The sequence below is a fragment of the Thauera terpenica 58Eu genome, from assembly GCF_000443165.1.
Lineage (GTDB): Bacteria > Pseudomonadota > Gammaproteobacteria > Burkholderiales > Rhodocyclaceae > Thauera > Thauera terpenica.
Map to the genome: position 1 here is coordinate 1 of NZ_ATJV01000129.1, position 768 is coordinate 768.

Genomic DNA, 768 nt, shown 5'->3' on the forward strand with positions numbered 1-768 from the left:
GCGGTCTGCACCACGCCGAGCATGAACTGGCGGGCGATCAGCCCCTCCTTGGCCATGCCGTACTGGCGGATGTCGCCGGCCGTCTGGCTGAGCCCTTCGCTGCGGATTGTAGTGAGCTCAATGAACATCACCGACAGATCCTGATCGATCAGCGGGCGCAGCAGCCCGGCGATCACCGCATCGACCTCGTCCTGGTGATCCATCAGCGCATCGAGGCTGCGCAGCAACTGCTGATGTGTCACCGCCTTCGGCCCGAACTCGGGCAGCGCCACGGTCTGCACCCAGCGCAGTACGCCGAGCTTGGATTCCGGGTCGCACAGACGGTTGAGCACCATCAGGCGGATTAGCGCTTCCACGTCGGTGGTGTGGCGGGTGCGACGAAACACCCGCCGCAGCGCCGAGAACCCCAGCGACTTCCACAGCTCAGTCAGCGCCCACACGTTACCGAGCGCGCGCGCCGACTCGAACGACACCGTGGGCGCGGGCGGCCTCACACCCATCGGTTCGCGGCCGGTGATCTTCAGCAGGCCATTGATCACCGCATCGAGCGAGCCATCGACTTGCTCGGCGCGGCCAAGCGTGGCGACGGTGCGCTTCTTTACTCGCCCGGCCTCGTCACGGTAGGACTCGACGAGCTGGACGTAGCGACGGGAACCGGAGGTGGTGATCTTGACGTGCATGCCGCCACTTTAGCCAGGAACAAACCCACGTCAAGATTGAGTTCCATTGTTACAAACGTGCCACCACAAGATTTTTTGGGAAAACGGC

1 protein-coding gene is annotated in these 768 nt (G+C 63.8%); it reads right to left on the bottom strand.

Annotation, left to right across the window (positions count from 1 at the left end):
• The coding region (locus M622_RS39205; protein WP_021251214.1) for an IS1634 family transposase at positions 1–680 on the bottom strand (680 nt) is incomplete at its 3' end.
• Positions 681–768: the final 88 nt, after the last annotated feature.